Annotated in this window: 26 protein-coding genes; 5 read left to right on the top strand and 21 right to left on the bottom strand. The window is 47.8% G+C overall.

Annotation, left to right across the window (positions count from 1 at the left end; genetic code table 11):
• Window positions 1–161 precede the first annotated feature (161 nt).
• Window positions 162–488, bottom strand: a complete 327-nt coding sequence (locus ACYZZ0_RS04160) for a GNAT family N-acetyltransferase (protein WP_461535319.1) — start codon at window positions 486–488, stop codon at window positions 162–164.
• Between the two features lie 126 nt (window positions 489–614).
• On the opposite strand from ACYZZ0_RS04160, the gene ACYZZ0_RS04155 reads away from it, so the two are divergent.
• Window positions 615–1,358, top strand: a complete 744-nt coding sequence (locus ACYZZ0_RS04155; protein ID WP_461535318.1) for a hypothetical protein — start codon at window positions 615–617, stop codon at window positions 1,356–1,358.
• Between the two features lie 118 nt (window positions 1,359–1,476).
• On the top strand, window positions 1,477–4,170 hold the full coding sequence (locus ACYZZ0_RS04150) for a hypothetical protein (RefSeq protein WP_461535317.1): 2,694 nt from the start codon (window positions 1,477–1,479) through the stop codon (window positions 4,168–4,170).
• A gap of 34 nt (window positions 4,171–4,204) precedes the next feature.
• Here the strand turns inward: ACYZZ0_RS04150 and ACYZZ0_RS04145 are convergent, their stop codons facing one another.
• The 12 genes from ACYZZ0_RS04145 to ACYZZ0_RS04090 form a co-directional block, all read right to left on the bottom strand.
• Complete coding sequence (locus tag ACYZZ0_RS04145) at window positions 4,205–5,002, bottom strand: hypothetical protein (protein ID WP_461535316.1); 798 nt, start codon at window positions 5,000–5,002, stop codon at window positions 4,205–4,207.
• Between the two features lie 54 nt (window positions 5,003–5,056).
• A complete protein-coding gene (locus tag ACYZZ0_RS04140; protein ID WP_461535315.1) occupies window positions 5,057–5,656 on the bottom strand; it encodes a hypothetical protein in 600 nt (199 codons plus the stop codon).
• Window positions 5,657–5,837: 181 nt separating this feature from the next.
• Window positions 5,838–6,380 carry a CbrC family protein gene (locus ACYZZ0_RS04135; protein WP_461535314.1) on the bottom strand — a complete coding sequence of 181 codons (543 nt, stop codon included), beginning with the start codon at window positions 6,378–6,380 and terminating at the stop codon, window positions 5,838–5,840.
• Between the two features lie 42 nt (window positions 6,381–6,422).
• A complete protein-coding gene (locus ACYZZ0_RS04130; protein ID WP_461535313.1) occupies window positions 6,423–6,773 on the bottom strand; it encodes a hypothetical protein in 351 nt (116 codons plus the stop codon).
• Between the two features lie 34 nt (window positions 6,774–6,807).
• Entirely contained in the window at window positions 6,808–7,275 is a 468-nt protein-coding gene (locus ACYZZ0_RS04125; protein WP_461535312.1) for a hypothetical protein, read from the bottom strand.
• A gap of 35 nt (window positions 7,276–7,310) precedes the next feature.
• Window positions 7,311–7,793 carry a 2-thiouracil desulfurase family protein gene (locus tag ACYZZ0_RS04120; RefSeq protein WP_461535311.1) on the bottom strand — a complete coding sequence of 161 codons (483 nt, stop codon included), beginning with the start codon at window positions 7,791–7,793 and terminating at the stop codon, window positions 7,311–7,313.
• Between the two features lie 44 nt (window positions 7,794–7,837).
• Window positions 7,838–8,572 (bottom strand): class I SAM-dependent methyltransferase, encoded by a 735-nt coding sequence (locus ACYZZ0_RS04115; RefSeq protein WP_461535310.1) that lies wholly within the window; start codon window positions 8,570–8,572, stop codon window positions 7,838–7,840.
• A gap of 58 nt (window positions 8,573–8,630) precedes the next feature.
• A complete protein-coding gene (locus tag ACYZZ0_RS04110) occupies window positions 8,631–9,242 on the bottom strand; it encodes a DUF998 domain-containing protein (RefSeq protein WP_461535309.1) in 612 nt (203 codons plus the stop codon).
• 150 nt (window positions 9,243–9,392) lie between these two features.
• A complete protein-coding gene (locus tag ACYZZ0_RS04105; RefSeq protein WP_461535424.1) occupies window positions 9,393–10,010 on the bottom strand; it encodes a LysE family translocator in 618 nt (205 codons plus the stop codon).
• Window positions 10,011–10,186: 176 nt separating this feature from the next.
• Window positions 10,187–10,531 (bottom strand): NUDIX hydrolase, encoded by a 345-nt coding sequence (locus ACYZZ0_RS04100; RefSeq protein WP_461535423.1) that lies wholly within the window; start codon window positions 10,529–10,531, stop codon window positions 10,187–10,189.
• 20 nt (window positions 10,532–10,551) lie between these two features.
• Window positions 10,552–11,301, bottom strand: coding sequence for a hypothetical protein (locus ACYZZ0_RS04095; RefSeq protein ID WP_461535308.1), 750 nt, complete (start codon window positions 11,299–11,301; stop codon window positions 10,552–10,554).
• A 54-nt stretch (window positions 11,302–11,355) separates the two neighbouring features.
• The gene (locus ACYZZ0_RS04090; RefSeq protein WP_461535307.1) at window positions 11,356–12,276 is read right to left on the bottom strand and encodes a LysR family transcriptional regulator; all 921 of its coding nucleotides are present in this window, start codon (window positions 12,274–12,276) and stop codon (window positions 11,356–11,358) included.
• A gap of 165 nt (window positions 12,277–12,441) precedes the next feature.
• Between ACYZZ0_RS04090 and ACYZZ0_RS04085 the strand changes: the two genes are divergently transcribed.
• Both ACYZZ0_RS04085 and ACYZZ0_RS04080 read left to right on the top strand, forming a co-directional pair.
• Window positions 12,442–12,984: a carboxymuconolactone decarboxylase family protein gene (locus ACYZZ0_RS04085; RefSeq protein WP_461535306.1), complete on the top strand. Its 543-nt coding sequence runs from the start codon at window positions 12,442–12,444 to the stop codon at window positions 12,982–12,984.
• 69 nt (window positions 12,985–13,053) lie between these two features.
• Window positions 13,054–13,683 carry a pyridoxamine 5'-phosphate oxidase family protein gene (locus ACYZZ0_RS04080; protein WP_461535305.1) on the top strand — a complete coding sequence of 210 codons (630 nt, stop codon included), beginning with the start codon at window positions 13,054–13,056 and terminating at the stop codon, window positions 13,681–13,683.
• A 22-nt stretch (window positions 13,684–13,705) separates the two neighbouring features.
• On the opposite strand, the gene ACYZZ0_RS04075 is transcribed toward ACYZZ0_RS04080, so the two are convergent.
• The 4 genes from ACYZZ0_RS04075 to ACYZZ0_RS04060 all read right to left on the bottom strand — a co-directional run bounded on the left by ACYZZ0_RS04075 (window position 13,706) and on the right by ACYZZ0_RS04060 (window position 16,691).
• Entirely contained in the window at window positions 13,706–14,185 is a 480-nt protein-coding gene (locus tag ACYZZ0_RS04075) for a hypothetical protein (RefSeq protein WP_461535304.1), read from the bottom strand.
• 273 nt (window positions 14,186–14,458) lie between these two features.
• On the bottom strand, window positions 14,459–14,986 hold the full coding sequence (locus ACYZZ0_RS04070) for an SMI1/KNR4 family protein (protein WP_461535303.1): 528 nt from the start codon (window positions 14,984–14,986) through the stop codon (window positions 14,459–14,461).
• Between the two features lie 217 nt (window positions 14,987–15,203).
• Window positions 15,204–16,067 (bottom strand): delta-class carbonic anhydrase, encoded by an 864-nt coding sequence (locus ACYZZ0_RS04065; protein ID WP_461535302.1) that lies wholly within the window; start codon window positions 16,065–16,067, stop codon window positions 15,204–15,206.
• A gap of 117 nt (window positions 16,068–16,184) precedes the next feature.
• Window positions 16,185–16,691, bottom strand: coding sequence for a hypothetical protein (locus tag ACYZZ0_RS04060; protein ID WP_461535301.1), 507 nt, complete (start codon window positions 16,689–16,691; stop codon window positions 16,185–16,187).
• 210 nt (window positions 16,692–16,901) lie between these two features.
• Here ACYZZ0_RS04060 and ACYZZ0_RS04055 point away from each other — a divergent pair, with 210 nt between their 5' ends.
• Window positions 16,902–17,405, top strand: a complete 504-nt coding sequence (locus ACYZZ0_RS04055) for a GNAT family N-acetyltransferase (protein ID WP_461535300.1) — start codon at window positions 16,902–16,904, stop codon at window positions 17,403–17,405.
• Between the two features lie 42 nt (window positions 17,406–17,447).
• Here the strand turns inward: ACYZZ0_RS04055 and ACYZZ0_RS04050 are convergent, their stop codons facing one another.
• From ACYZZ0_RS04050 to ACYZZ0_RS04035, 4 genes are all read right to left on the bottom strand, one after another.
• A complete protein-coding gene (locus ACYZZ0_RS04050; RefSeq protein ID WP_461535299.1) occupies window positions 17,448–18,134 on the bottom strand; it encodes an SDR family oxidoreductase in 687 nt (228 codons plus the stop codon).
• A 31-nt stretch (window positions 18,135–18,165) separates the two neighbouring features.
• The gene (locus ACYZZ0_RS04045; protein ID WP_461535298.1) at window positions 18,166–18,729 is read right to left on the bottom strand and encodes a GNAT family N-acetyltransferase; all 564 of its coding nucleotides are present in this window, start codon (window positions 18,727–18,729) and stop codon (window positions 18,166–18,168) included.
• A gap of 368 nt (window positions 18,730–19,097) precedes the next feature.
• On the bottom strand, window positions 19,098–19,481 hold the full coding sequence (locus ACYZZ0_RS04040) for a hypothetical protein (protein WP_461535297.1): 384 nt from the start codon (window positions 19,479–19,481) through the stop codon (window positions 19,098–19,100).
• 541 nt (window positions 19,482–20,022) lie between these two features.
• The gene (locus ACYZZ0_RS04035; RefSeq protein WP_461535296.1) at window positions 20,023–20,814 is read right to left on the bottom strand and encodes an MBL fold metallo-hydrolase; all 792 of its coding nucleotides are present in this window, start codon (window positions 20,812–20,814) and stop codon (window positions 20,023–20,025) included.
• Window positions 20,815–20,821: the final 7 nt, after the last annotated feature.

Raw genomic sequence — 20,821 nt, 5'->3', positions numbered from 1 at the left:
TTTTCAGGGATTGTTGCGATATATTACAACGCTTTTTCCATTACATAATTAGTGAGTTGTTCGCCTCTAATACGCACATGTTGCCGTCTTATTGCTTCAAACCCGAAGTGCTCGAAAAACGGTCTGGCGGTAATGCTGGCATGGGAGTAGCAACGGGTAATTTAATTCACTTCAGCTGTTGCCAGTATGTGTTGCATCAGGGCGCTACCAATACCCCGTCCCTGGTAATCCGCATGGCAGAAGAAGTGGTCGATATAGCCATCAGGCTGAATGTCAGCATAGCCTGCAATCTTGTTGTCGGTCAGGGCAACAAACGGGTCAATTGCTGCCATCCGTTGCTGCCACGCTGTTTCATCAAATGTATCTGGTGCCCATGCTCGAACCTGGGCTTCAGTGTAATCCCTGCTATTGATCCTGCGAATGGTATTAAAGAAAATATTCCATAATTCAGACGCTTCGCTTTGTTTATATTTTCTGATTGTCAGCATTGAAATATTGTTTTTCTGATCGGGAGTGAAGAGATTATCTTATGATTAAAGATGCATGATAATTGAGATTTTAGTCTATCTTTGTTGCAGGCAGCTTTAGCTGGCTGACTGTTCCGGGGTATGCAGGTGTCAGTCAAGACATTATGTCATGTTGTACTTGGGCTTATCTTTATCAGTGTTTCAGCCAATGCACAATTGTACGCTCTGGTGCAGGATGATTTCTTTTGCTGGTTTAACTCTGTAGAACCCGTTGATGCCGGGCGTTTTCCATGGGTTATTCAAGAAGAAGCAGGCTTGCTGCATCATCATGTCATGAAATTCCGACTGGAGGCTTTTCCGGTATTCATGACATTGGGGTTAATGGATGAGAATGAAACCCCGGCTTTCTCGGTGAAATGGATTACAGCAAAGGGCAATACTTGCCTTGATATCACACTGACGGATGCTGCTCTTGAGCTTTATATGCGAGAAGCCGAGATTTATCCGGCCGTCATTAAATCGTGTCGGGGAGCGGTCTTTCAGGACGAGCTGTATGGTTTCCTGCTGACACTGTCAGCGCTTTCAAATATGCAGGCTCAGGCCTGGACGGTTGCAGAACTGCCAGAAACAGCATGCCACTGGAGAATTGAGTCCCTGATGTTTTTGAGAATGTTTAAACTCGGGCTCCGGGATGACACCACCGAACTGTTATCGTTCGAAACTCCACTGCCTTACCTGTCATCGGACCTGGAGCTGCTGTATTACCTGAAACATGGTAAGGCGTTGTTCTGCGCTTCAGTTATTCAAAGCTGCGCACGACTATTGACGCCGGCAGTATTTTTTCATTTTGAAAGTGCATTTGATGTGATTTTTGCAGGCGTTGAGGAGTGATGAACATTGGTCTGCTTTAGTCAGTTATAAATAGCTGTTGAAGATTCATATGATAAGAAAAAGATTCTCATTGCTTTGGTTTTTACTGCTTTATTATCCCGCTTTCCTGTATTCAGAAATGAAACTGGTATCTATTGAAGATCTTGCCATTTCAATTATAGATACCTTGTCTGTAAAACAAGATACATCACCTGAGCTGGTAGCGTTTTTAAGCCAGTACCTGATGGTTATTTTCGACGAAAGTATCTGGTGTAGCCGGGACGTTGGCTGGAAGCAAAGTGACCAGAGTATTGAGGTATTAATTCCCGGCAAAAGAATGATGCTCGGGCAGAATCTGGCTGATATGGAAAAAACCCCTTATCTGTATGACTGGCATGGTCATGTTTACAGAATGAATGTTGAGTGCTGGCTGAAAGAAGAGGACTGTCTTCAAATAACAGAGCGTAAAGGGTTTTTCTGCCTGCAGTCGAAACAGAGCGAAGGTGTCTATCGCCTCGCTGGTGAGCAGGATCTACAACAGGAAGTCACTACTTCGGGTTCTGTCAGCTGGGTCGTGGTTCAACCGGTATATATCCAGACCCCATACGGCCTCTACCCGGCTTTGCAATATGTTCCCGGCCATTATTCCACACCTGCCGCACCAATGACCTTCCCGGTGACTGAGAATACAGTAATGGGTATGACTCAAGAGGAAGCAAAGGCTGCAGATTACCGTTCGGTTATTTGTTCCGGGGCGTCCAATCCACCGGGTGAGAGTCTTGCAGAGGAATTTCCTGCTCTGGGTTCAGAGGCGTTCAACAAGGCGATTGCGGTAAAACGGGTTAAAAGAATCAGACCTCGGAGGCGAAAGCAGTATCAATATGCTTCCATGAGTCTGACCGATTTCTGTCGCTACCTGGAACAAGCGGAGAAACAGTCAGGTGAGAAAAAACTTCACCCTTTAGTTGTCAAAAAACAAAACAAGGAAGATATTGCTCTAGCACGGGTGCGAGAAACATGCCGGGTTTTCACGGATGATGCGGATAATACGGGCAGTGATCCGGCCGGTGATAATCCGGATTTCACAGGTATGGTGCGGTTACAGCCCAAACCACTCACGATGGCTATGCTGGAAGAAGAGCACGCCCGACCCTATTGGTATAACTGGTCCAAAGAAAGTGGTAGCAATCTTGAACCCGCTGGATCCGGACTGAGGCGGAGGGTGGCTCAGCACCTGCCAGTATCTTCAGTGCAAGGATCATCACTTGCGACAAGAAATGTCAGTAAACGAAAAAAAGTTAATCAGGAACGAGCCGGTATCTTTACAAGCCTGGGGTACAGCTATCGCTCTTTGAGTCAGGTGACACAAGAAGAGGTAGAACAGTCGAAGCTACCGGAGAAAACTGATCACAGCACTGATGCGGAAAAGGCGGGAGATGTTTCAGAACATACCAAGGAAATTACACTTCCTGCTGTTGGCTCAGAGTGCATTGAGATCATTCAGGAATATGAGGATGAAACCACCGGTATTGAGCATATTGAGCTGCCAGCCGAAGATAACGGGAAGCCCGGGGCATCACTAATCAAATCCCAAACGGGGTCAGAGAACACTGGCCCATTGATCAGGCCCGAACTCTCTGAGTGGCTTGACCGCCAGCGTTATCCGATTGATCCCGGTAGCGGGATGAGTACCGGATGTTTGATGTCCTGGCTGCGCTATTCCCGAACCTGGTTGCCCTGCCGCAGTGGTGGAGCGCTGGCACAGTCATTACATGACTTTAACGCGGAAGCTGTTTCACTACTAAAATCCCGGCCGGAGCTGGACTACGAAATTGTATGGCTGAAGCTGTGTCTCAATACTTTCGTTTGCCTGGATGGTTTTGCCTTGCACCTGAATTCCGGCGCCAAGGACACAATCGTTCAGACGATTCTGGAAACAGATGCAGCGTTACTGGAACAGATAGGTGCAGGCAGAAGGCAGCGAGCCCAACTGGCATTATTTATTGCGAACCGTTTTTTCAGAGTGACTGATACTTTGCGCCTTCATAATGCGACTCAAAAAACAGCTGTTGAATTCCGGTTTTGTTACTGTATCGAAGCGAAATACCAGAAACAAAAAAGCAAGCATCATATTCACTCCCTGGCAAAAATTACTAATGTCCCCCAAAAAAACCAGTTGGCGTATGCCGAGTGTGTTGCGGGTAAAGGCAGTCAGATTACCAGACAGAGTCGTACCAATATTATTGCAGCGCTGGATACCCTGCAGTTTCATGCTCTCTGGAACTATCATCTGCAGGGGTGGATGGCAGATGAAGATTTGAAGCTGACACCTGAAGATCTTATTGGAATGGTATATCTGCCAGAAGGAGTAACGGCCTGGTATCCACTTTATCATGAACTCATCGCGGCAGTTGATTCGGAACTGCGGTCTCTGGCCAGTATGGTTGACCGGATACATTATGATACCGCGCTGAACTATGCAGCCTGCCGTTCAGCTCGCTTTGAAGAACTGAGTCTGACTTATATACAGACCATGACCCTGCATTGTATGACGGCAAGTTTCCTGTTCAGAAAATACCTGATGCTATTCTTCCGACCCAAGCCATTGGATGAGTTCAGGATACTGAACTGTGATATAAACTGTGGTTATCTGATCAAATTTAACTGTGAGCAGAATATCATACTCAAGGCCTGGACTCAGGAAGTTCAGCGCGATCCCAAGCCGTTCTCACTGGAGCTGTCCCGGGATGACTGGGCAATGCACTTTTTCATCGAGCGAATGATACATTTCAGGCGGGTCCGGATACCTGTATCCGGGGTACGGGGAAGCTGACCGCTCCCGTGCATCCCGTTATCCCCGGTTCAGATTATGAGCCCATCTTGCCATAACGGCTGTAGCGGGTCAGATGAATCACGACCTGGCCCTTTTCAGTGGTGACCGGGTAGTAAACCTCATGACGACCATCGCTGGACGAGAACCGGTGCTCGCGGGTGATACCATCAAAAACAGCATTCAGATACTTGCGCTCCTCGCTTGACGTACTGAGGATATAATCCGCTTTCAAAGCCTTTTCATTCTTGCCAAGGTTGGTATGACCGGTAAATCCGAGCAGTACAGGCTTGCCCATCAACTGATCTCTGGTAATAACCGTAATCTGGGGGAATTTCTCCTCGACCCTTCCCAGGATTCTGATATCTTCACTGGCCTGCTCAATATATTCACGGGAAAAGGTGTAGTCAGAGAGTCGGTCAATAATCTGGTTTTGTTCCTGCAGCAGATCCGCTGCTGAAGATACCAGGTATTGCTCGTTTTTGCGGGAAGTTGCCAGATCGCCGGCATAGAGCAGGGCGAAGATCACCACCAGAGATACCGGAAACAGCATAAAGAAGCGTGTGGTATTCTTTGCGGATTGCTTGGTCTCAGTATTATTTTCCCCAGCCTTTCTGCCTTCAGCAATCGCCGTCAGATTAAACATGATATTGAGGATAATGGCGCCGCCCAGAATGGCGAAAATGCCGACAATGCTCATAAAGAACATCTCGGTCATATTCTCCCGAAACACCTTGAAGCCAAAGACGGTGGAGCAGATAAAGATAAACACCCAGTACATCAGCAGGATGACCGTTGCGAGTGCAATCCGGTTGGTTACTTTGACGATATTCATTGATTCGGGTCCTTCATTATCCGGTGTCTTATTCTGGCAATAAGCACCTGCTTCTTATCGATTGACCAACTTCGTCCGGTACTGCTTCAGCTTCGGGGTGTATTGGCTGATAAATGCAGTGTATTTTTGTTCCTGATCAAGCCTGAGTACTTTCTCAACTTCAGCGCTTATCTCATCACACTGCTCAAGCGTGGCGCCGTTGTTGTCGTATAGAATACCGGCCGGCCATTCATGCTCGGTATATTCCAGCCAGGATATGATGGAGCCAAGAAGGAGCAGCCTGACTTCGCTGTTTTCAGGGTCAATTTCATGGCATTTTTCATATAATTCCTGCGCACTGATCCATCCTGACTCTTCGTGCAGCCTGCGTGACTGGTACAGGTTCTGTGACAGCTTGCCCAACCACAGGGTACAGTCGAAATCGTCGCGTTCATACCCTGCTTTCAGAACGGGATACACCAGCTCATGGAAAATCTCGTGGCGGATTCTTGAATTACGGTTTCTTTTCAAACCGGGCAGATACTTCCAGACCCAGGCTTCGATTTCTTCACTGTCATCAAATGAATCTATAAATGCCCGGATAGCTGCTGTTGCCTGTTTTTTCAGGCCCCTGGCCTCGAATTCTGTGAATTGTTGGTAATGCTCGATTTTCATTAAAGCTGGCTTCGTACAAAAAGTTACTGGATGGATTTTGAAAATGCTTCACTATAGTTTCCCAGTCATTTAATCATGACTTTAAGCATGGGCGGGATTCCTTCATCGTCGAATCTGAATGGCAGGCGCAACATAAAGTTTCAGCAGCAGGGAGAGAAACTCATGACGTGTTAAGGATGTTCTAATGACAGTCCGAATAACCGCCTAGCTCACCGCAGTGAAGGCATTGAAAAATATAGGCGGTAGGGGAGTCGTCTTTCGACAGGTTTTCAAAATAGGCAGCCCACTGCGTATCGTTAAAATCGGTTTCCTGTTGTAGCTGCTGTTTTAGCCGCGCCCCATATTGTTCAATTTCATCCTTACCTGCAGCCCCCAGGTATGCGGCAGCTTCACCACAATGTGCCCACCATCGTTCCTGCTGCCAGCCGAGAAAACCGGGGGTTCTCCTGGCCACAATTTCCTTGAAGCTGTCGGGAATATCCCCCCAGGCACCATAATTGCCAATGCCGTCATAGTCAGTAAACTCGGCATCAAACATTTCATATGCCTTGCCGCTGGCGATACACCACGGACAAATGCAGTCATCAAGCTCTTCCTCAGCATATACTGGTCCGGTATAGATATAGCCTCGGGCTTTTTCGCAGCACTCGCACTCAATCTCTGATTCTATGACAGACCCTGTTTGTAGAGGATCCGGATGGTATTTGAATTTCGGTAAACTCATGGCTTTTTGTCGGGATAATGCACTGACAGAATGTGTTGTACTTTAATTGAAGACAATGATATCCCCCTGAAGAGGTGTGAAGCTGGCGGCCTCTGGTCCGCTAAAGTCTTCATCCCTCAGCGAAACAGATACTTTGGCAGAATTATCGAAAGCCAGTGACAGTTCAATATCACCCGCGATGGCATCGATGATCCTTGAACCAATCAGTGAATCTAGGTCGGGTGCTCCAGCAAGCTGATAGGGGTTTTCAATTACCAGCGAGCCCTTGTCAAAGGCCAATGACAGACCTTTAATCTTCAGTGGCGTTGTATTGTTATCGGTGTCTTCATACGTAGCGGTACTTTCACATATGCTTTCCAGTTTTGCACCCATTAAGGCGGAGAGCTTATTCATTTCTGATGACGTCTTGTTATTGCATTGATGTTGTTCAAGAGCGTGAGGAACGTTTCACCAGCTTGACCTGAGGCAGTGCCTGCTGGAGATATTTATACAACCGCAAGCCTTGTATGTATTCAGCTTGATCCGTTACTGTGAGCACCCATTCCGACCTGTTTTCCAGCTTTAACTTGAGCTGGTGGAACTCGCGGTAACCACCACGTTCAGGCATTTTATGACCTGTTTCATACGTGGCCTGTTCAACCTCACTCAAGGTGATTCTGGTGATGCTGAGTGGCCAGGCCTTCAGGTGCAGTACACCGTCTTGAACCCATGCTGCCGGTTTGCGGTAGAAATACAGGGACTGCATAACAGCAGCCAGAATCATTGCTGATGACACCAAAATCGCAACGATCATGCTGTCGCCTTCCATACTGACCAATAAGCAAAATACAATGGCGGCGAAGGTGGCACTGGCAATTTCTACACCCGGTCTTTTTCTTGATGCAAGTTCACTCATAGATACTTCTTTTGGGATCTTCAGGTTTCTGGCTTTTAATATCCAATCAATGCAGCAGCATCCCGAATGCTGTGCTGACTGAACACCCTGATACCATGCCGCATCAACAACGCGGTTGTCACTCCAGTGCCGGTTACTTTGGTACCGGAAAACTGTCCGTTGTAGATTGTCGTACTGCCACAGGACGGGCTGGACTCGGTCAGTATGGCAATCCGGATCTGATTGTCCTGACATGTTTTCAGGGTGTTTTCTGCACCCGCGATAAACTGTGCTGTGACATCATCACCCGTATTGGCAATTACTCTGGCTTGATGGGTCAGGACGTTGTCACCACCGCCGTGCTGTATTTCCGCCGGTGCTCTGGGCGTTGGAAGGCCTGCCGAAACTTCCGGGCAGAACGGAATAACCCGACCTTCATTCAACCACTGCAGCAGAATCTCTTCGTCACATAGCAAGTCTTTGCCGTTGTAACGGACTTTATTGCCCAGCAGGCAAGCGCTTACCAGAATCTTTTCCATGGCTGACTTCCCGGTATTGATAGAGCAGGGGAATGCTATTGATGTCAAACGGCGGGTTTCTCCGCGACAACTGTTGTGAAACCCTGCTGGCAACTAAATTCCTGAATCGTAAAGCCGGTTTGACTGAGCTGGTTTTTGACCCAAAGACCTGAAATTCGAAGCTTGCGATAACAGCTCTTATGTAAAGTCCACTCGTTTCCGGTTCTGATATAGACAATATCGTGAACCTTCACCGTGTCTGCTTCATACTCCAGAAAACAGGTAAAGATAATATTGTCATCGCTTCTGACCGGGATAAAACGTTCGGTATCAATCAGCTCTTCAGATAAATCCCTGAAGGTCAGCACGAGCTTTCCACCGGCTTCCAGTGTATTAAAGGACTTGCTGAAGAGATCCTGAACCTCTTCCCTTGATCTTAAATGCGTCAGGGTATCGGTCATGCATACAATCAGTTCAACAGGTGTCTTGATGTATTTGTGCAGGTTCAGAATATTGTCCTGAACCGTATTAACCGGCAGGTTTCCTGCCCGGCCTCGCAACTCGTCAAGCAGCTTGTCACTCAAGTCAATGGCGGTGACATGATAACCGGCTTCTGCCAGCGGAATGGTCTGGAACCCGGAACCTGCACCCAGATCAAAGGCATTGCCTGATCGTGTGGGCGACAGCATTCTGTCGTTGAAAAACTGAATGTTGTTTGCTTTGGCCTGCTCAAAACCGCCCATCAGCCATGTATAGACATCAGCCAATAACGCATCATAGTGTTCTTCTACACTGACCATGCTGTCAGAATCCTTGTGTTTTACTGCATTGCTCAAAGCTGCCCAATGGCTTTTGGCATTATCCCAACCACAGCATCAGCGACAAGCCACTTAACCAGATCAGTTTGATCCAGTAGGAGATCCGCTGCCAGGTGCCAACCTGTCCCTGTGTTTTAACTGCCCTGGCCATTTTCACCAGATAGTAAGTGGCCAGCACCACAGTGGCCACTGAACAGACTCGGAACCATAGCGGAATATCAGCAATTTCCGGACTGAACGCTACAAACAGCGGGGCTACAAGTAGCGACAGCAGCATTATAAACCCGGCCCAGGAATGTACCTTACAGTTAAAGCTTGGTGTTTTGGTATAGGGATCCTTATCCATCGGGAAAAAGCCTGCCACCCAGGTGCCGATGCCATGAATAATAATTAACAGCCCGGCAATGGCTATTGCAGTGCCAGCTTCTGACAGTTGGATAAGATGCCAGCCAAACAGGCAAAACAAAAATCCGAGTGGATAGTTGTTGATGGCAGGAGAAAGCTTCTCGGTAGGGCTGCCGGCAGCGCCCAGTTCACTGCAGAACTGGCGGGAATGGTCGTAACCCGGGTAAAACCGGGCCGCCAATATAACACCAGCAGTAATCCAGACTGTTGCGATCAAGCCGGACAGGGTTGCAATTGTTTCAAACAAAACCATTCACCGTATATATATTTATTGTTGTATTCATTTTTTAGTGAGCGAACGGCAAAGAACCTGCAGGTAACAGTGACACAATCCCCTGGTGTGTCCGGCTATAAATTCCGGGACTGCAGGTTCAGCCGGATTATAATTTTTTCAGTTTCATTGCTGCTGTGTTAATAGCAAGTTGCCACCAGACAATCCAAGGAACACAGCACAACCTTTATTAAAGAGTTTTGCCATTTCAGGCTTTGAAAACCAATGCCTTAGATAAATGCCGAACATTGCGTAGATTGCTATGGCAAACAGTTCGAGCACTAAAAACGTGATACCCAGAACCAAAAACTGTTCACTTACATTGGCGGTTATATCGACAAACTGAGGCAGAAAAGCAGTAAAGATGAGAATAGCCTTGGGGTTGCCAGCGGCTAATAAAAACTCCTGCTTTGCCAGTCCAAAACGACTTCTTCCTTGAGTGATATCTGTAACGGGGCTTGAACCTGAAAGCCAGAGGCGACAGGCAATCCAGAGCAAATAAAGTGCACCCGCTATTTTTATCAGAAAGAACAACATTTCAGATGAGTACAAAATAACAGCCAAACCTGAAGCAGCGAGTGAAATCATCACAGCAAAAGCCACGATTCTCCCCAGTCCAGCGATAACAGCCGCTTTAAAACCATAACAACGAGAGTTGTTCATGGATAATAAATTGTTTGGCCCGGGCGTCATGTTCAGAGCAAAGCATACGGGTATAAAAAGTAATAATTTCAACATCGCTATTTCGACTTTTACGCTAAGAGCCTGTTCACAATCTTATCGCGGGCTACAAATGCCGATAAAAGCCCCTGATTCTCCGCTTTTCCTCGTTACATAGAACCACTATGCGCCTCGAAAAATCGAAGAATCTGGGACTTTTCTCAACATTCTCGCTATCCGCGAAAGATTATGAACAAGCTCTAAAAAAATCTGATCCGCTGAAACAGCTCCCACACTGCAATTCTGTTGGAGTCGTATTCAAGCAATTCCCGGGCTTCAGTTTCCGAACACCATTTAAACTCACTATGCTCATCTGAAAGCACCGGCTCGGTATCAACTTGCACCGAGAATGAGTACTCGGGAATCACATAGGGGTGATCCTCCCACCGTTCATGCCCCTTATAATAAATTCCGGGCAACATGCACAGGGCATCCAGCTGTTTCCAGTCAGTGCCGGTTAATCCGGTTTCTTCGTCGAGTTCCCGGATAGCGGCCTGAAGCCAGGTTTCATTGTTTTCACCCCCACCGGAAACACCCTGCCAGATACCGGAATCACTGCGGCGGTTTAGTTACAACTGGGAAATCTGGCGGCGATCTCTCTGAATACCGGCCACTCAAGAAGATCGAGTATCTCATGCAACATCTTGTCAAAAGCAGATAAGTTGTCCCTGACGGCCAGAATTTCTGCTCTGGTCAGATAGGCAGTAAATTCATAGAGCGCGTCTTCATCAGGATGCTGTTGCAGGTATTCCAGCGTTTTCTGTTTCTGACTGACAAGCTCATCAGCGAAGCCGTAGGCCACAACCTGAAGATCGGTAAATCGCTCATAACTCCTGACCCATAAAGCCCACTTGCTTCTGGAATGGGCTCTTTCATAAGCGCTGTAACGCAGCCCGAGCTGCAATAGTTCCAGCCCGGAAAAGCAGAGAAAATGCTGGGCATGAGCAAGCTCGTGAGCGATCAGGCCCTTTATCGCGGCCCTGTTATTGGCTTGATCAGGACTGGAAACAAATAAAGCGTAATTCAGGTTAATTCGAGCACCGGTAACCCTGAGAAAATGATCGAAGACTGGCAGAGTGTTGCCGAGACGGACTGTATCCTGCAGAACATATTTTCGAGTTGATGCCCTAATTTGATATTTATCTGCAATATCATTCTGCATCTCAACGATAAAGCCATAGTTGCTGTTGATCGCATCATGCTGATCAGCTGACAGACAGGTGCCCTGCGTCAGGATAACGGTATTCCTTTCGCTATCACCGCATCCACCTAACAGCACCATAAATGTGATCATCGCCAGATATACCAGCGCCATTGCTACCCGATCCTCTGAAACAGTTTCTACACTGCAATTTTGTTGGAGTCGTATTCAGGTAATCCCCGGGCTTCGAATATTGATAAAGGGGTTCGCCCGCAGCCGCTCAACCGCCATATCTACAAAGGCTTTGACTTTGGCACTGGCCTGGCGTCCTTCCAGGTAAACAATATGAACCGGCAGTGGTTCTGCTTCGTAATCCTGTAATACCCGCACCAGCGAGCCTTGCTGGCATTCTTTGCCTACCTGATAGGACATCAGGCGGGTGATGCCCAGCCCATCTTCAGCTGCACGCACTACGGCACCATTCTGATTACAGATCAGCCGGGGAGCAACCTTGACTGAAACCTTCCCATTAGCAGAATCAAATCCCCAGGTGGTTGAGGCTTCGACGGTTGATGCCTGAATAATCTGATGTCGGGTCAGGTCGGCAGGGTGTTCCGGCACTCCATGTTGCTGCAGATAGGCCGGAGCCGCACACAGTACCTGGTGAACATTGCCCACCTGCACAGCAAAAAGGCTGGAGTCTTTCAGATGACCGATGCGGATGGCAACGTCGATGCCTTCATCCAGAATATTGGTGACCCGATCGTATAGCATGGCGTTAACATTGACCGCAGGGTTGTCCCGCAAATAGTCATTGATAATCGGAATGACATGTTTCTGACCAAATAATACCGGTGCCGTCACCGTCAATGTTCCCTTGGGCTCGGCGTAGACCCCGGAAGCTGTGGCATCAGCGGTTTCGATCAGTTCGAGAATATGTCTGGCATCATCGTAATAGCGGATGCCGGCCTCGGTCAGACGAACATGGCGGGTTGTCCGGTTAAACAGTCGTACGCCCAGAGACTGCTCCAGCTGGGCAACAGAGCGGGTAATAGTCGGGGCGGATAAGTTAAGCTTGCGACTGGCGATGACAAAGCTCTCGGATTCCGCTGTCGTCACAAACACCCGCATCGCTTCGAACTTGTCCATGATCTGTTTTGTGTGCCCCTTATCTGCCTTTTACTTTCAGGCGGTTATTTCCCACCTTTGATTATTTAAATTTCTGAAATAATGAATTTTAAAAGGCATCAATTATTAATCAGTTTGGCAATTGTATAGTGGAGCCTCCTTAACGGCCACAACAAGAATAAAACTATGTCACGCATACCGACTCCGACTTCGATTGATACAGCACCGGAAGGCGCAAAAGCATCACTGAGAGCGGTCAACAATCTGCTGGGCAGTGTACCTAACCTGTTCCGTATAGTGTCCAACAGTCCGCAGACGCTGGAAGGTTATCTGGGTCTGAATGGTGCGCTCGGTTACGGATCCCTGAGTGTCAAGGTGCGTGAAGGTATTGCGCTGGCAGTGGCTGAAATCAATGGCTGCGACTACTGCCTGGCGGCACATAATTATCTGGGTGCACAGCGAGCCAAGCTAAGCCCGGCAGAGATCGAAGCCAATCGCCGGGGAACGTCCAGTGATGCAAAGGTCGCTACTGCGATTGAGTTTGCGGTCAAAGTCACCCGGGCCCGTGGCAAGGTCGATGATGCTGATGTTCAGGCGGTGCGTGAAGCGGGTTACAGTGATGCAGAGATTGTGGAAATCGTCGGTCATGTCGCTATGAATACCCTGACAAATTACCTCAACGAAGTGCTGGGCACCGAGGTTGATTTTCCGCCCGTCAAGCCACTCTGATTTCAGACTGTCCCTTCTAAAAAGGGGAGGGACTTTTGACCCTCTCCGAAAACCCATGGAGTCACAGGGATGAACTATTCAAGTGATATCGCCTTTACCGATACCGTAAAAAGCATTCAGACCCGCAAAGGCTCCAGAGATGCTTATGCCCATATGGAGCAGAACGGCAGCTGGGAGACGTTTATCTCGCCGCGCAATGCGGAATTTATAGCAGACCAGCGCAGCTTTTTTCTGGCAACCACCAATAAACAGGGACAGCCATATATTCAGCACCGTGGCGGGCCCAAAGGGTTTTTAAAGGTGCTGGATGAAAAGACCCTGGCTTTTGCTGACTATAAAGGCAATCAGCAGTTTATCAGTCAAGGCAACCTGTTCGAAAACAACAAGGCCTTTATCTTCCTGATTGATTATGCCAACAAGCGCAGGGTCAAAATCTGGGGTACGGCTGAGTTTATTGAAAACGACCAGAATTTACTGGAAAGCCTGATGCCGCCGGCAGATAAATATCAGGCCCAACCCGAGCAGGTATTCAAATTCACGGTGGAAGCCATTGACCGTAACTGCCCACAACATATTCCGCAGCGCTTTGACCGGGAGGATGTTGAAAGCCTGATGCAGCAAAAAGACCAGACAATATCGATATTGGAACAGCAGGTGGGTGAACTGGAAGCACAGTTAAAAGCACAACTGGATAAATAGTTCTGCAGCAAGGTTGGCAATGTTATGAGGAAGGGTAGGAAAGCAACTGCATCTGTGCTCCCCAGCTTCGCCAGGAACAGGAAAATTTTTTATCAAGAAGCAGTTGATTATTCAGATCATAATAATGAATTGTGACCTTCACTGGCTTGCCTTCACACGAAATCACCGTATAAAAAACCCTTGAAGCGATGATTTCTGTTACTGGTGTTTCTTGAGATGCTTTCTCGTGGGCGACCAGCGTTCCGTATTCTTCACTAGTTCTGGTGCAGCGATTCTGATCCAGCATATGCCTTGAAAAGTCGATGGCAATGGAGCCGAGGAACGTTGGCGGTGCGAGGCCGTCATCAGCAGTACAGCGATGAAGATTGATATGGCCTTTTACAATGCGACCCTGCTGTAACTCATGTGATAAGTCTCCGGGATTCAGAACCTTGTGCACGTGCGCATACACGTACATGGATAAAAGGGCGCAAAAACAACCAGCAAACAGCCTTTTGCTCATTGAAATTCACTCAAAAACAGAGGTTTTATGAAGTGGCTTTCACAGTAGCAGTAAATCTAGGCCAAATGCGAATGGTTTGCAATGACGTTTGTCGCGTCGAGTTTAATCGGAACACTAGGGAAAGCCGCATCGGTGATAGAGAAGCGATGCGGCTGAAGGTTATTTGGTGCCTTTCACCAAAGGAATACCATTGGTACCCACGGGAATATAAACCGTTGTATGGTTGGGTGACTCGGCCATTTTCAGCTGGGCATTGATCGCTTCATGCTGCAGTTACTCATAGTCGTCAGAATGCTTCAGGGACTGAATAAATGCCTCAAAGCTGGTGGCCAGGAACGTTATTTTGTAGTCGTCTTCCTGATCCACATGGACGACTACAGGCTCTCCATTTTTGCCACATTTGCGGTAATCAAGTGCAACCATATCATGCCCTGCTGATGGACAGTCGCAGATGTATACGCCGATTTCAGGGTATTCCCATTCTTCAATGCTGAAATGGCTGCCCATACTGCCGCAGAGCGCGTACGGCTTTGAGCGTCCAATACCATAGATGCCGGTAATGGCAATATGATCACCGGACCAGGAGGTTGGCTCACTGCAGGGTGCGCAGGTGTTTTTGGGGATGCCTCCATTCTGGCTTTTCATTAAAGCGATATATGAAGCAGGCAGTTTGTACCCGAGCTCGGCTTCGATCTCTTGAACGAGCGCGTCCGTTATCGGCTCACAGATATAGCTTTGTTTGGCATAGTCGCAGTCTTCCCAAAAGTCGGACAGATCAAAATCCTTGAAATAGCTATTCATAAATCTCCCGGTTCGAACAGGGCTTGCGATGCCCTTATAGACGTTGCGAAGAGTCTATAGGAAAGCGGAATGCCGTTCATGGGCTTATGTCATGTGGAGTTATTTCCCCGGATAGCAGGAGACAAATAAAATGGTGGGTAGATTACAGCGTTGATAACAGCAAGCATGATGGGCGAATCCGGCAGCAGGTTTAGCTGCCGGAAATCCGGTTTAATGTTTACCCGGCAATATTCGACAGCAGATCAGGATTGACCACCAGATTACGCACGCCGTGTGCATGGTCTTCCTTGAATGCATTACCCTTGCACCACTGGCCCACAGACTCAATATTCACCTTGGTCACCTGTGGACGCACACTCCAGCTGACCTGGAACGGTGAACCTTTCTCGTTATAACCGGGGCCGGTGGTTGAGCCGGTGTACTGCACCGGTGTGCCGGTGTTGCCAGGAATATTCAAGGCTTGATGGACGCCGTTCCGCTTCTGATGCAGGGTCAGCTTCATAAAGTCAGCCGCTTTGTCATCGTTGACCAGCACATAAACCTGGGTTTCTACCCGCAGCTGTGGATTCTTGATCGCCTCGTTCAGGCAGGCTCCCAGGGTAGCGCCCGGACCAACCTGGGCAGTGGAGTGAACATAATGCACTTCAATGGTATCGCCGGAAGACAGACCACCATGCTTGCTGGGGCAAATTTCATTTGCCACCGGCGCCAGCTCGGCTTTGGTTAACTGACCATTGTACTGGTATCCGGTAGAGAAACCCTGGCCATCACCATTACCGGCAAAACGGGTAAATTCACCGCCTTTATGCTCGGCATTTTTATGGAAATGAATATTGCACAGGTTCATTTCGGAAGCGGGCGGTGCCATATTAAAACTGACCGCGTTGCTGCCGTTTAGTGAATCAATATCGCGCGGTGCCTGGGGGCCAAAGCCTTTACCTTCGGTATTCTGCTGCAACAGAGCGCGCTGTTGGTCAATAATCTGGTCGGTAACAGTGTCATGACTATGACTGCCACCGGCAGTGGCACCCAGTGGTAACAGGGCAGCCGTCAGCAGGCAATAAATGGAATTTGCTCTCACAATTCTTCTCGTTTTTTGTGTTAGAGATTGGGGTGAGAAGCATAATTTCCTGAAGCATAATTATTCAATAGTGAATATCGTGTCAGATAGTTGCTGATTGTTACGGATGGCTGATAGTCAGGCGTTTTTATCAATACATGCTGCCTGATACTGTAGCTGCAGGCTATAAAAAAGAATGACAAAGGCCTGATAAACAGAGATCAAAAGCCCCATAAGGTAATGAAGTGTGATGCTCAGAAAACCCTGATGGTAAAGTGTAATCAGGGTGCCTTGTGCCGCAAGTGTCAGCAGAAAGTTTTGTCTTAGTTTCGGACGGGTCAGAAATGCTTTAACTACGCCGTTGCCAGCAGTAAAAATCAAGGCTCCCAGTAGACATGGAAGACTCAAATCCAGCGTGAAACTGTCATCTGTCAGAATTTGGGTACATGTAAAAAATAACAGGGGCTGCCCCAGTAACCTTCCCGTGAAGTCCCTTGGTGATTTTAAAACCTCATCTACCATCGGGTATGCCCAGTGTTTTTTGTCTCTCTCTGCAATTGTAAAAAAATTAACCCATACCGGTGCCAGCATAAATAAACCGATAATGGCCAGTGGTATTAATATGCCAATGATTGTTTCTGTCATTCTTATACAGCGTGTCACATTAAGTGCAGGAATCTCAGCAACAAGGCATGCTATCCAACAAGGCTTGACCTGTCCAAGGCTTCATACTTTATGATGTCTGCCTGTTCATCTGGAGCGGGAGCATGTGCCGGTTTTCACTGCTGGCATTGCTGGTGGGATTGTCCCGCTCACTACTTACATGATGATTGTTCTCAGGAAACAGCACAGCAGATGTTAATTCGAAGCGAAACAGCGGCTGATTTCACCACAATAAGCAGAGTGAATTATCAGGCCTTTAAAAATCATCCGCATCATAAACCGGGAGCTGAGCCAACAGAGCAGCTGATTGTCGAGCGACTGCGTGCGGATAATGCACTGACACTGTCGCTGGTGGCTGAAATAGACCATCAAATTGTGGGACATATTGCGATCTCACCAGTCACCATCGCGTCGGGTCAGCAGCACTGGTATGGTCTTGGTCCGGTGGCGGTGCTACCGGCTGTGCAAGGGCAGGGCATTGGCTCGAGCCTGATTCGTAAGGCCATCGACACCATGATACAACGGGGTGCCGAAGGCATCGTAGTGTTGGGAGAGCCCGGCTATTACAACCGGTTTGGTTTTAAAGTATGTGATGCCATTACACTGCCCGGGGTGCCGGCCGAGTACTTTATGGCAATAACCCTGAAAGATACGTCGGCCGAAGGTCATATTGCCTATCATCCGGCATTTCAGTGAAACTTGACCGCCGTCCGGGTTTGTCACCGGACAGCGTTACAGTTACCAGGGGTGTTCTTCACCTTCCCAGGTCCAGAACCGGCCGCTTTGTTCAGGCGTCACCTGATTGATAAAAGACAAGAGACCTGAGGCACTTTCCTGTACGGTAATATCCGCTGCTTCACCACCCATATCGGTTTTAACCCAGCCAGGATGCATCGGGCAGACGATAATGCCGTCTTCCATCAGTTCCAGCGCCATGACCTGCATCACCTTGTTCAGTGCAGCCTTGGAGCTGCGATAGGCATACAGGCCTGTGCTGACCCGGCTCAGTGAACCCATCATGCTGGAAATAGCAATGACCCGCGGCCGCGAAGACTGTTTCAGGTTTTCCAGTAATGCTGTGGTCAAATGGAAGGGGGAGAGGGTATTAACCTCAAAGGTATGCAACCAGGCGCTGTAGTCCATTGACGTCAGACCTTGCTCATTGCTGCCTTTGATGCCGGCGTTGTTTACCAGCACGTCGATGGTTTTACCGGATAGTTTTTGGGTAAAAGCCTGAACGGACTCAGTACTGGTGACTTCCAGCTCAAGTACTTCCAGTGCCGGATGACTGCGCAGGGCATCCAGCGCCGGAGCATTGCTGGAATCGCGGCAGGTTGCAATCACTTTCATGCCAGCATCAAGCGCCTGCAGGGTCAGCTCCAGCCCAATACCGCGGTTTCCACCGGTAATAACAATAGTTTCCATCTTTGCTCCGCTAAGCGAACTGAAAGTCTGGTTATGAATCCATTTTAACATTCAGGGTCATAGTGGTATCGGAAATAGACCGACCATCAACCCTGAAACGGTCGCGTACTTCGCCGGTTACTGAAAAGCCGGATTTCAGATACAAATTCCTTGCCGGGGTATTTTCTGACAGCACGGAAAGATCCAGCCATTCGATCTCCGGGTTTTCCTGACAGAAAGCAATAACAGTATTCAGTAGCCGGGTACCCAGCCCGCTCTTGCGAATGCTACTGTCTACACCCATACCCAGTAGAACCCGGTGAAAACTGAGGCCATCGCCGTGATAACGGATATCGGCATGACCGATGATGTTGTTGGCGTCGTCCTTTGCCAGCCAGAGTTTGCGCCAGCCTTTGTCCCCCTGGGAGCATCCCAGCCCGGTTATGAATGTTTGCTTGCCGGCTGCGGGGAAGCCTTGCTGTGATTTCGGGGTCGGTTGAAATACCGGAGTGTCGCCGGTGCCGCTTTCGGAAAGGTGTTGGTCGATGTAGGTGAAGAAAGCTTCCAGATCGGATTGTACTGCAGGTGCAATGGTCATGGTTATCGTTCGGTTCAATTGTTATTCAGGTATAGGTCTGCGATTTTGTGTTGTAGATATGTTTAGCTAAACCGCTGGAAAAACAGAGAATCAGATATCACTGAAGGAGATAATATCTGTTGTCTCGCCGAGATATGCAAGATATTGACAGGGGCATATAGGCCGTATTAAACGAAGTGCAATTCTAGCAGTTCAGGTTTTAAGGTTAACTGGCGTCATAATGATAACAGCGAGGTTGGTAGTTTGCGGTTCAATACACAGGTAAAGTCAGGTTTTTAAAAGTAAAGGGCCCTGCAGGAAAGCAGTTTTTTTGACCCTTTAAGTCATCTTGCAATCGTATATTTTACATAGTGTTGCCAAGCCTGTTTTCAATGAAAACGATTGAGTTATTCTCCTTTAAAAGCGATATCAAGTGCGTCAGAAATAACAGTTGTCATATTCGCTTCCTCATCCTCGAGACAAGAAAGCACAGTGAAAGCTAAAACTTCGTCTGACAAACTGTCGTCTGCACTGGCAAGAAGGGCTAAAAAACGCTCCGATTCATTGTCTGTGGCACTTGCAAACCCTCTGGCATAGCCTTTGATATAACCTTTTATTGTGGAAAAATGAGAAAAACTCTCAACAGTAACTCTGTTGTATTCTTCAGGTATACCATTGTTGTCAGTTTTTATTTCACTCATTGTATCTATCAGCTCGTTAAATTGCTTGCAGCTGGCATTGGCTGAAGAGATGGAAATAAAAGCGATAAGCGTTGCAAATAATAATTTCATGTTTTTATTTGTATTTATTGTATGGGACAAGCTTTTTTGAGCGCTTGTGCTCAAGGATTAATAATGCAACATCTTAAATTTGATTGCTACAGCCGTAGCATGCAATAGCCCTTTAGCTGGGTAGTCGACCAGAGATCAAGTCGTTAAAAAGGTAAGAAAAATACAAAGGTTTAAATGAAGATGTAAAGAACGTTTATATCAATGTACACAGTACGTTTATCTGATGATTTATAAATCTACATTGGGTCGATACAGATCGGGCCGGGTGGTAAAGGCATTCAAAGCTGGATGATTAATGCCCTGAATGCCGTATAAATCATAGTCTGCTAACAGGGGGGACGTTACTTACAATAGATCTTTTCTGACAAAACCTTCTGTATTTCATACCTAGCTTGATAATTGAGCAAAAAACAAATACTCAAAGGATACTCATTATGTACATCTTCTGGGGCTGTAAATACCCGACCTATATAGCCCTCGTGACAAGCGATATGTTGAAATACAACTGACTGGATCAAAACTTCATGCGCAAGACTGACCTTTAAAACACCAGCGTTTCACCATCCGCAGGAATAGACACCTTGTCTGCCAGTCCATGTCGCTGTAATGACTTTCGTAGTGTGTCACGATCGACTGAGCAGTGATTCAGGGCTTCCATATGGTTTGCAATCACCTTGCCCGGTGACAGGCGGATAAACTCCATCACTTCATCTTCAGCCATTAGCAAGGGTTGACCGACATCCATTTGTGCCTGGCCTGCAGCCACCACGGTAATATCAGGCTTCAATTCATCCAGTGCACGTTTCACATCATCTGTCAGAACCGTATCACCACTGATGTAAATTGACGGTTCGCCCGGTAATGCCAGAAAGAAGCCGACACCATTGGCCATAACCTTGTGAATCCAGCCGTGGCCATGCTGTGCCGGAACAGCGGTCAGCTTGCCATCAATGAAATCGATGGTCTCCCAGTGATTAATGCCCGCGGTGATATTCAGGCCGTATTTTTCCAGATAAGCCTGGTCTTTCATCGGTGTTGCTACCGGAATCTTCCGTTCTGCCAGTAATGCTTCACCTGCGGCATCAAGGTGATCACCGTGCTGCAATGCCTTGATACCAAAGGTCTGACTGTGTGTTACAAGCGTATGGGTGACCTTTTCAAGCAACGTACTGGCATTGTCAGGTAGGTCTACGGTCGGATTCTTGCGGGCTTTGGCACGAATGACTGAGAACGGGGGAAGGGACCCTTTCGCTCCCAGCATGGGGTCAACCAGAATATAATGATGACCGGATTCGATAATAAAAGTCGCACTACGCAGATGATGAATTTTCATATTGCCC

It is taken from the genome of Spongorhabdus nitratireducens, from assembly GCA_947387575.1.
Lineage (GTDB): Bacteria > Pseudomonadota > Gammaproteobacteria > Pseudomonadales > Endozoicomonadaceae > CANDOC01.
Note: the sequence above shows the minus strand (reverse complement) of the source record. Positions and strands in the feature narration are given on the sequence as shown.

Bases quoted from the DNA above. Each gene is read 5' to 3' on its own strand.
- ACYZZ0_RS04145 (WP_461535316.1), bottom strand. From the start codon at position 5,002: ATGAATATCGTCAAAGTAACCAACCGGATTGCACTCGCAACGGTCATC.
- ACYZZ0_RS04050 (WP_461535299.1), bottom strand. From the start codon at position 18,134: ATGGAAACTATTGTTATTACCGGTGGAAACCGCGGTATTGGGCTGGAG.
- ACYZZ0_RS04070 (WP_461535303.1), bottom strand. From the start codon at position 14,986: ATGAATAGCTATTTCAAGGATTTTGATCTGTCCGACTTTTGGGAAGAC.
- ACYZZ0_RS04040 (WP_461535297.1), bottom strand. From the start codon at position 19,481: ATGAAATTATTATTTGCAACGCTTATCGCTTTTATTTCCATCTCTTCA.
- ACYZZ0_RS04115 (WP_461535310.1), bottom strand. From the start codon at position 8,572: ATGGTCAGTGTAGAAGAACACTATGATGCGTTATTGGCTGATGTCTAT.
- ACYZZ0_RS04095 (WP_461535308.1), bottom strand. From the start codon at position 11,301: ATGGCGCTGGTATATCTGGCGATGATCACATTTATGGTGCTGTTAGGT.
- ACYZZ0_RS04150 (WP_461535317.1), top strand. From the start codon at position 1,477: ATGAAACTGGTATCTATTGAAGATCTTGCCATTTCAATTATAGATACC.
- ACYZZ0_RS04125 (WP_461535312.1), bottom strand. From the start codon at position 7,275: ATGAGTGAACTTGCATCAAGAAAAAGACCGGGTGTAGAAATTGCCAGT.
- ACYZZ0_RS04035 (WP_461535296.1), bottom strand. From the start codon at position 20,814: ATGAAAATTCATCATCTGCGTAGTGCGACTTTTATTATCGAATCCGGT.
- ACYZZ0_RS04075 (WP_461535304.1), bottom strand. From the start codon at position 14,185: ATGAGCAAAAGGCTGTTTGCTGGTTGTTTTTGCGCCCTTTTATCCATG.
- ACYZZ0_RS04080 (WP_461535305.1), top strand. From the start codon at position 13,054: ATGAACTATTCAAGTGATATCGCCTTTACCGATACCGTAAAAAGCATT.
- ACYZZ0_RS04055 (WP_461535300.1), top strand. From the start codon at position 16,902: ATGTTAATTCGAAGCGAAACAGCGGCTGATTTCACCACAATAAGCAGA.
- ACYZZ0_RS04085 (WP_461535306.1), top strand. From the start codon at position 12,442: ATGTCACGCATACCGACTCCGACTTCGATTGATACAGCACCGGAAGGC.
- ACYZZ0_RS04120 (WP_461535311.1), bottom strand. From the start codon at position 7,793: ATGGAAAAGATTCTGGTAAGCGCTTGCCTGCTGGGCAATAAAGTCCGT.
- ACYZZ0_RS04090 (WP_461535307.1), bottom strand. From the start codon at position 12,276: ATGGACAAGTTCGAAGCGATGCGGGTGTTTGTGACGACAGCGGAATCC.
- ACYZZ0_RS04130 (WP_461535313.1), bottom strand. From the start codon at position 6,773: ATGAATAAGCTCTCCGCCTTAATGGGTGCAAAACTGGAAAGCATATGT.
- ACYZZ0_RS04160 (WP_461535319.1), bottom strand. From the start codon at position 488: ATGCTGACAATCAGAAAATATAAACAAAGCGAAGCGTCTGAATTATGG.
- ACYZZ0_RS04135 (WP_461535314.1), bottom strand. From the start codon at position 6,380: ATGAGTTTACCGAAATTCAAATACCATCCGGATCCTCTACAAACAGGG.
- ACYZZ0_RS04140 (WP_461535315.1), bottom strand. From the start codon at position 5,656: ATGAAAATCGAGCATTACCAACAATTCACAGAATTCGAGGCCAGGGGC.
- ACYZZ0_RS04060 (WP_461535301.1), bottom strand. From the start codon at position 16,691: ATGACAGAAACAATCATTGGCATATTAATACCACTGGCCATTATCGGT.